The sequence below is a fragment of the Kitasatospora sp. NPDC088391 genome (assembly GCF_044753345.1).
In the GTDB taxonomy this organism is placed as follows: Bacteria; Actinomycetota; Actinomycetes; order Streptomycetales; family Streptomycetaceae; genus Kitasatospora.
The window spans coordinates 106,294-114,572 of record NZ_JBIVNB010000017.1; the positions used below are offsets into that span (position 1 = coordinate 106,294).

1 protein-coding gene is annotated in these 8,279 nt (G+C 67.1%); it reads right to left on the minus strand.

The genetic code is table 11. From position 1 onward, the window contains the following. Nucleotides 1-6: 6 nt before the first annotated feature. Nucleotides 7-7,563, minus strand: a complete 7,557-nt coding sequence (locus tag ACIQBJ_RS33525; RefSeq protein ID WP_400718334.1) for an RHS repeat-associated core domain-containing protein — start codon at nt 7,561-7,563, stop codon at nt 7-9. Between the last annotated feature and the right edge of the window lie 716 nt (nt 7,564-8,279).

Genomic DNA, 8,279 nt, shown 5'->3' on the forward strand with positions numbered 1-8,279 from the left:
GTCACACTATTTCGCTTGGGGCTTGATGGGATAGAATTGGCCAACGCGACCCTTATTCATTCCTAGGACATAATCGACTCCGTTGACGGTTCCACGGATTTGATACATACCCTGACCGCCTCGCCGAATGAGCGTTTCCCTATTCTGTTGCATAACATCGCCGATCGCACTCTGGACATCATCTATACTCATGCTAGAGTCAAAGAATGACTGCTGCGCCTTGACAGACCCATCCCAATATGCCGGGTGATGGCGGGTAAGGATATGCTCCATTCCCTTCTTGTCGAGCAGGAAGGTTTGGTTTCCGAACTGGAACCGCTGACTGCTCCAGGCGCGGAGGACTGTAAGGCATCCGCCGCTATTGTGGACCAAGACTGGCGTCGTACCGGCCAGCACATAGTACGTATGAAGATCGTTGACGGTCAGGTTATACATGTCGGCTTCGCCGGGCTTCGGCCGACCGGAGACTACATGGACGGCCGCGCCCTTGTCGGTGACGAGCACGTCTCCCGGCACGAGCTTGGAGGCGAGTTCCCATGCCTGAGTGGTCTGGTCCCAGAAGGGGTGGTTGTCGGTGGTGTGGATAGTTTCGATCCCAGCCCCGGTGTCGACCTGGAGGTCATAGAGGTTGGTGTCGTGGTTAATCCAGACCTTGGTGACCTCACGACCAGCCACTACACGCCCGGTCTCGGCGTCGGCCGCCATCACGCTATCACCGATAGCGATCGCGGAAATTGGCTTTTTATTTCCATTTTCAAGCAGAACCGGCGTCTCGGGGGAAAAGCTGCATCCTCCAACGGCCTTCAGCTCCGCGGAAGAAGATTCCCCACTGAGCGCCGCTCGCGCCGCAGCAGATCTGACCATACCAGCCACACTCGCAGCCATCACAGCAATGCCAGCGAAAGAGTAGCCGTTTCTATACCGGTCCGATTGCGTGTTTACGCCGAACTTAGCAACTCCCTTCTCATATCCGCCCTTGACATCGAAATCGCATCTTGTAACCGCACAGCCGAATCGCGACTTCAGGATCAAGTCAAAGTTGTCAACAGCCCACTTTCCTATGCCTGCGACGGTGTCCCATCCACTTCCGGTCCACTGGCGTCCATGGCCCGGCCGGTTGGGGGGTTCGTCTGGCGCGGTATCCCACATGCCAGCATCCCAGGCGTTTTCCATAAGCTCCTGGGCATCATACTGGCAGTAGGATTGAGTGCAGTTATTTGATGTGTCATTGATAATGGCATTGCACCTACCTCCAGCGCCACGGTGAAGGCTTCCGCCCGGAGCCCCGTGGACACACATCAGGCCGCTGGGGTCGCTGTTGTTGACGGGGTCGTTGTTGCTGTAGGCGTAGCCGTTCCACTGCTGGGGGTCGCCCACCTCGAGGAGTGGGTCGGGGTTGATGAAGCGTCCGGTGCGGGGGTCGTACTGGCGGGCGCCGAGGTTGGTGAGGCCGGTGGCGTCGTCCTTGGTGCCGCCGACGAATCCGTGGGTGCCGACCCAACCGGTGGGTTGGGTGCCGCGGGGATTGCCGAACGGGTCGGTGGGGCGGCGGGTCTCGGCGAGGGTGGTGCCGTCGAGGGCGAGGTTGCCGGTGCCGTGGTGGTCGCCGATCTGCCAGGTGGCCGTGTTGCCCTGGCGGACCAGGCTCAGGCCGCCGGGCATCGTGTAGTAGCGGGTGCCCACGCTGGTCTTGGCGACCGTGTCGCAGACGAGTTCGTCGCCGCCCAGGGTGATGGTGGCCCTGCCGGGGTTGCGGCGGACGAGCTGGTTGCCGTCGGCGTCGTAGACGTAGGTGGTGGCGTTGTCCGGGACGGTCCACTTCTGGCCGACCGGAACGGTGCCGGTGCCGCAGGTGGCGACCACGGTGTCGGTGCCGCTGGTGGTGACGTCACCGGGGACGGTCAGGCACAGGTTGGTGCCGGCGCCGTTGAGGACGGTGCCGTTGGACTGCGGGGTCCAGGTCTGCGCCGTGCTTCCGTTGCAGGTCTGGAGCTGGACGGCCGAGCCGGAAGTGGTGCCGGCGGCGGTGAGGCACTTGTTGAGGACCTTGAGCAGGTTGCCGGTGGTGGCGATCTTCTGGCCGCCGCCGCTGGTGCAGCTGACGATCTCCGCCGGGGTACCCGCGGCGGAGCTGCCGCCCTGCAGGGCCAGGCACTTGCCGCCGATGCCCTGGATCTGCACCGGTGGGGTGTCGCGCTCGAGCTTGCCCTCGGTGTTCCAGTCGAAGGTCGTGGTGCCGGTCTTGTTGGTGTACTGGCCGGTGGTGTTGCCTGCGGCGTCGTACTTGCTGCTGCCGGAGATGTCGGTGGCGCCGTTGACGGCGGTGCCGGTACCGGTCAGAGCGTGCGGGCCGCCCGCGCCGCTGCCGTTGTTGACGGCTCCCGTCGCCGTGAAGGTCTGGGTGGTGACGGTGTCCTTGGTGGTGTCACCGGACGGGTCGTGGACGGTGAGGCTCTTGCGGTTGCCGGTCAGGTCGTAGGTGTAGTCCTGCCAGTAGGGGATGCTGCCGCCGACGGTGTTGGTCGCCGGGGCCACCGCCCCGCTGGTGGGCGAGGTGTTGGCGCAGGCACCCTGCCCGCCGACCGCCGGGTTCGGGGCCAGGTTGAGCGCGCCCTTGTCCGTCCACGCGGTGGTGAGACGGTTCAGGTAGTCGTAGGAGAAGCACTGCAGGTCGGTCGCCGACACCGTGTTGTCCGGGATCGTCCGGATGCCGGTGACCCGGCCCGAGGCGTCGTAGGCGTAGGTGGTCTGCTGGACCGCGCCGGTGGCGGCGGTCTGCTTGTCGACGAACTGGGAGAGCTGACGGCCCGTCGACTCGTCGTAGGCGTTCGTGACGACGATCTGCGTACCGTACGGGTTGACCGTGGTGCGGACCGGACGGCCGTAGGCGTCGTAGTCGTTGGACAGGTCGTACGACGCGCTCGTGGTGCCGTAGTTGGCCAGCAGGCCGTAGGCCTCGTAGCTGTAGGCGACCGGCTCGGAGGCCAGCCCGCCGAGCGCCGGCCGGTTGTCCTGCAGCAGCAGGCCGGTGACCTGGTCGTAGATCGCCTGGTAGGTGTAGCTGAGCGGCGTGGCGGAGCCGACCTCCGAACCCGGGACCGTGGTGGTGACCTTGGTCGGACGGTAGGCCGTGTCGTAGGCGCCGACCGTCTGCGTGTACGCAGCACCCGACGCCCCGCCCACGTACCGGGTCGAGGAAGTCGGCTGACCCTTCAGCAGCGTGTCGTACGTCCGCGCCGTCAACTGCTTCGCCGGATCCGCCAACAGGCCGTCGAAGGTCGCAGTCGGACGACCCAGCAGGTCGTACGTGGTGAAGATGCTGCGCCCGCGGGCGTCCGTGGTGGAGGTGACTCGTCCCACGCTGTCGTAGGCGGTGGTGCTGGTACCGGTGTCCGGGTCGGTGACGGAGGTCTGCCGGCCCCGCACGTCGTAGGTGTAGGACCAGGTGTTCCCGGCCGCGTCCTTGCGGGTCGAGGGCCGGCCCGTTTGGTCGAAGGCGTAGGTGGTGACGTCCGCGTCGGCCGGGTTGCCGGTCGCCGTCGGCGTGCGGTACTGCCACAGCTGGGTGGTACGCCCGAGGGCGTCGACCACCGTACTGGTGGGCGTGGCCCCCGCCAGCGGGGTCACATCGGTGCGCTCCGCACCCGGGTAGGCCGTGGTGACCGTGTTCTGCACGACGCCGTAGGCGATGCTCTCGACCGTGGTGGCGCGGCCCCGGCCGTCGTAGACGGTGTGGGTCTGGGCCGGGATCCTCTGAGTGTCGCTCTCCTGGTAGAGCACGGTGCCCGGCCGGGCCGCGTCGTTGTACCAGCTGGCGTTGGCCCGGATGACCCGACCCTGCGAGTCGTAGGCGGTGTCGGTCAGCAGCCGCCCGGAGTACACCGACAGCGCCGGCGGGGACTGGGTCTGAATCGTCCGGCCGGTGCCGTCCATGATCGCGGTGGACGTCACCGAGGTGTACACGCCGTTGGTACCGGCGCCGACCAGGGTGGTCGTGCTGGTGCTCGGCGGAACGACCTGGCCGTTCACCACACCCGGGATCGCGTAGCTGTAGGCGACGGTCGGGGACAGCGAAGTACTGCGGCCCGGGTTCCAGACGCCGCTGGTTCGGCCGAGTGCGTCGTAGGTGACGTTCGTGGCACGGCCGTTGGCGTCGGTGGTGCTCTTAACCAGGGCACGCGCACTGTCGAGGGCGGTGACGGCGGTGCGGCCGGTGGCGGCATCCGAGGCACCGGCGGGGGCCGGGCTGGTGACGCTCGTCGAGGTCGGCAGTTCACCAGCCTGCGGCGCGGTGTAGACGGTGGTGACCGTCGAACCGCCCTGGTGGGTGCTGTCGGTGGTGTTGGGGTCGGTCACCGAGAGGGCCCGGCCGTAGGCGTCGTAGGTCCGAACGCCGGTGACCACGAACGCCGGCGTGGTCCCGGTGTAGTGGTCGACGACCTCGGTCGAGGTGACGTCGGCCTTACTACTCGCCTGGCCGAACGGCTTGCCGTCATAGTACGTACGGTTCCAGGTGAGCGTGTTCTGCTGCCCGGGCGTGGCGGTGCAGGCGCTGGTACCGCTGACGGTCAGCTCCTCCGACACGAGGGAGGTGACCTGCGGGTCCGGGCCGGTGGCGTAAGAAGTGCGCTGGCAGGCGTCGGGGATGCCGTCGGCCTGGTCGAGGACGGTGACCGGCCGGTTGTTGTGGGCCGGGTCGGTGGTCGTCGTCTCCGTCGTGCTGACCCACGATCCGTCACTTTTTAGCGACTTGGACGTGACCGTGCTGGTGGTTGCGTCGTAGCGGGCGATGAGTGCGGGCAGGCCGCTGCGGTTGTGGGTGGCGGTGGTGACCGGACCGGAACTGGTGTTGACGGTGTAGGAGGCGACGGTGCCGCCCGCCTGCGTGTACGTGTCGGTCTCCAGCGTCTGGCCGGAGAGCCAGTCGGAGTCGGTGACCTGACCGCTCATCGGACCGGCCACAGTGACGCTGCGGCTCGTCCCGTCGGCCTTGAAATCACCGTCCATGCCCTGGTGGAACGTGGCGGTGCCCTGCGCCTTCGGCCCGTCGTTGCCGTTGCCCGCCACGGTGGTGACGCTCGCGTAGCCGCGGAAGTCGTCCCAGGTGCGGTCCTTGGCATCCACCAGCGGAGAGTTGTTGCGGTGCCAGGCCGCGCTGCCGTACGTGTAGGCGGTGGTCATCGGGGCCGAGCCGGGCGTGCCCGGGTTCACCGTCACGGTCTTGACGGGGTAGCGCTGGAACCAGTCGTCTACCGGGTCCGCGCCGGGCGCCTCGTTCGGGGTGTGCCACTTGACGTTGTAGCAGGACCGGGTGTCGGTGTCCGCGGAGCCCGGCATGACGTTGTTGACCCGCGAGCAGTCGGCCGGGTAGTAGTCGACGCCGATGGTGGAGCCGGTCTCGGTGGTGATCAGCTGGATGCGCGGCCGGTTGTAGGCCGGGCGGGAGGGCACCAGGTTGGTGCCGTCGACGCGGTTGGGCAGCAGCATCTCGGTGAACGACACCGGCGGCAGCGAGAGTTGACCCCCCGTGGCCTGCTGGTCCTTGCCGGTGCGCTGCACGCTCGCCAGCCACGGGACCTGGGTGTTCTCCGTGCTGTTCTGCACGTTCACGAAGCGGTGGGTGAGCGTGTAGACGTCGACGTCCTGGTAGGCGCCGTTGTAACGGACCTGCGTGGTGATCGAGTTGAGCCACTTGCTCGACCAGAACGTCGGCCCGTAGACGGTGCACGCGCCCGTCGAGGCGCACTGCTGGTCCATCGGGACGTCCGGCCAGTCGCCCGCGTGCGCGGAGGTCCGGTTGACCGGGTCGCACGCCAGGATCGAGGTCACGCAGCGCTCGCCCGAGCCGAAGACGACCTTCGCCGCCGGGTTGTAGCCGCCGTTCGCCGCGATCTGGTCCGACAGCAGCTGCCCGTAGCCGATCGACTGGAGGACGCCGGAGCGGGTGTACTGCGTGAGCGTGCCCGTGCCGCTGTTCTGCGCCCCGCCCCGGGAGTAGGAGTTCGTCTCCGGGGTGTACGTGTAGGTGATCAGGTTGCCGTGCGCGTCCACGACGTAGTCGAGGTTCCAGCGCCAGGCCGTCTGGCACCACGACGACTTGCCCTTGGCGGAGTCGTAGCAGGGGTCCCCGGCGTTCGGGGAGTACACCGGCACCGTCCAGGCCGAGCCCGAGTCCGGGCCCTTGGTGGACGGGTTGCCGGACGCGTCGGGCAGATGGTTCAGGCCGAAGTAGTAGACCGTCCCGGCCGTGTCCGTCACCTTGATGTAGGAGCCGTTCCAGGTGCCGTTCGTGGCACCGGTCAGGAACTGCACCCTGCTGCCGTCGTCACCCTTCAACCGCCAGGTGCACGCGGACTGCTCCGTCGTCGCGGCCGCGCCGCTCTGGCAGGACGCGTCGTCGGGCACCAGCTCGCCGGAGTGACCGGCCAGCGACAGCGTCAGGTTCGCGCCCGCCCAGCACTCGTCACCCGAACCCGTGATCCCGGCCTTCGAGCAGGACTGGTAGGAGCGCTCGACGAAACCGGTGCTGTAGTCCCAGCCGTCGCCGATCCAGGACGCCTGCGCGTTCGTCGAGGAGGTCTTTCCGTCCACAGCTGCGGAGTCATAGCCGAGCTCGACCTTGGGCGCGCCGCTGCCCAGCCCCGGAGGCACCTGAACGGGGTAGTTGTAGCCGAAGGAGCCGGAGGACGAACCGGCCGCCCACGCCTGGGAGACGTTCAACGAAGTGGCCGAGAACGTGCCCGCACCGCTCGACGCGCCCGCGACCGCGGCGAGCACCAGGCCCTGCTGCGCGGAAGCCGCACCCACACCCTGGAGCTGCGTCCGCACCGCGCCGTCGCCGCCGGGCAGCACCACATCGGCCGACAACTGCCCCGACGAACGGTCCAGTTGCGACTCCACCGGAGTCTGCTTGCGGCACTCCTCGTTCTGCGGCGTCGTCAGCGCACACGCCGGCAGCGCCACCAGCCGCACCCGCGACGCCCAGTCACCGCCGTAGGCGGGGGCGAGCTTCGCCAGGTCGAGCGAGAGCCGCACCGGGCCCTCCCCCTTCGCACCCGACGCCCGCGACAGCGCCACCACCGGCCCGGGAATACCCGCCGCACCGGCCGTCCTCGGATCGACCACGTCGACCCCCACCGACTGCTCCGCCACCGACGAGCCCGCCAACGGCGCCAACGCCACCGGCAGACCGGCAGCCCGCGCCGCCTCACCCGCCTCCGGCACACCCGAACCGCGCTTCGCCGCAGGAGCCTTGGAGAGTCTGACGTCCGCGTGCCCCTTCGGCACCGCCACCGGCTTCGCCGGCTGCCATACCGGCGGCACCGGATGCGCCGGCTTCACCGCGCCCAGCAGCGCGGCGTCCTTGCCGTCCACCGACGCGGTCCTCGCCAACGGCGTGTTCGGCGGCGACCACTTCCGCGACCAGTCCGCCCCCGGCGCAGCAACAGCTGCCGAGACGGGCACCAGCAGAGAGGCAATGACGCCGGCCGCCGTCGCGGCGGCGGTCAGTATGCGATACCCCGGCGGTGATTGCGTGGTTTGACGGCTTTTCAGCCGTTGCACCCTTGACACTGTTTGCACCCCTATTGTCCGGATCAGAACTATATGATCGAACGTCATAAAATAGCTGGGCACGATACCAAGAGGAAGCCATGCGGAGTCAATAGGCACAAAGGCGAAACAGGTGTGGACCATATCACACGAGGGGGCAAATTTGACCTTGGCGACATAATGGACATTGTTTCGCGATTTTTGATTGCGCTGTCGGTGCGGTTTGAATAAATGTGCTGGGCGCCCGTGCGGCCACATCGTTCGACGCAGAGTGGAAAGCCCCAGCATGACAACCCAAGACCGGGGCGTCCGCCCGCACCGGTCCCGGCACACGCCTCCACCGGGCGAGGGCCACAAACTCCTTTCAATAAAAGGCCACTTGGAAGGAAGCGGCCGACCGATCCGGACTGTCCGTTCTTCCGTTCCGGCCGGAAGCAGTCAGCAGGTCCCAGAAGGCCAGGACATGCCGAAGGCCCGGATTCGGGCCCTGCCTCACAGCCCGCATGCTCTCGTATGCGGTCCCGGGCAAACAGTTTTGACGTTTCATCAGACATAGAACTCGTAACACGATCTTGCTGATCGTCACTGGCAGGGCGTGACCGATGTGACGATTCGTCCGTTCGTGATGGTGTGACTGGGCGTTTCGTCCCTGACTTTGGAGGTCAGGTTCCGCGCCAGGTCGGGGTGGTCTCGCCGGTGAGGCGGCGGGTCATGAGGCCGATCATTGC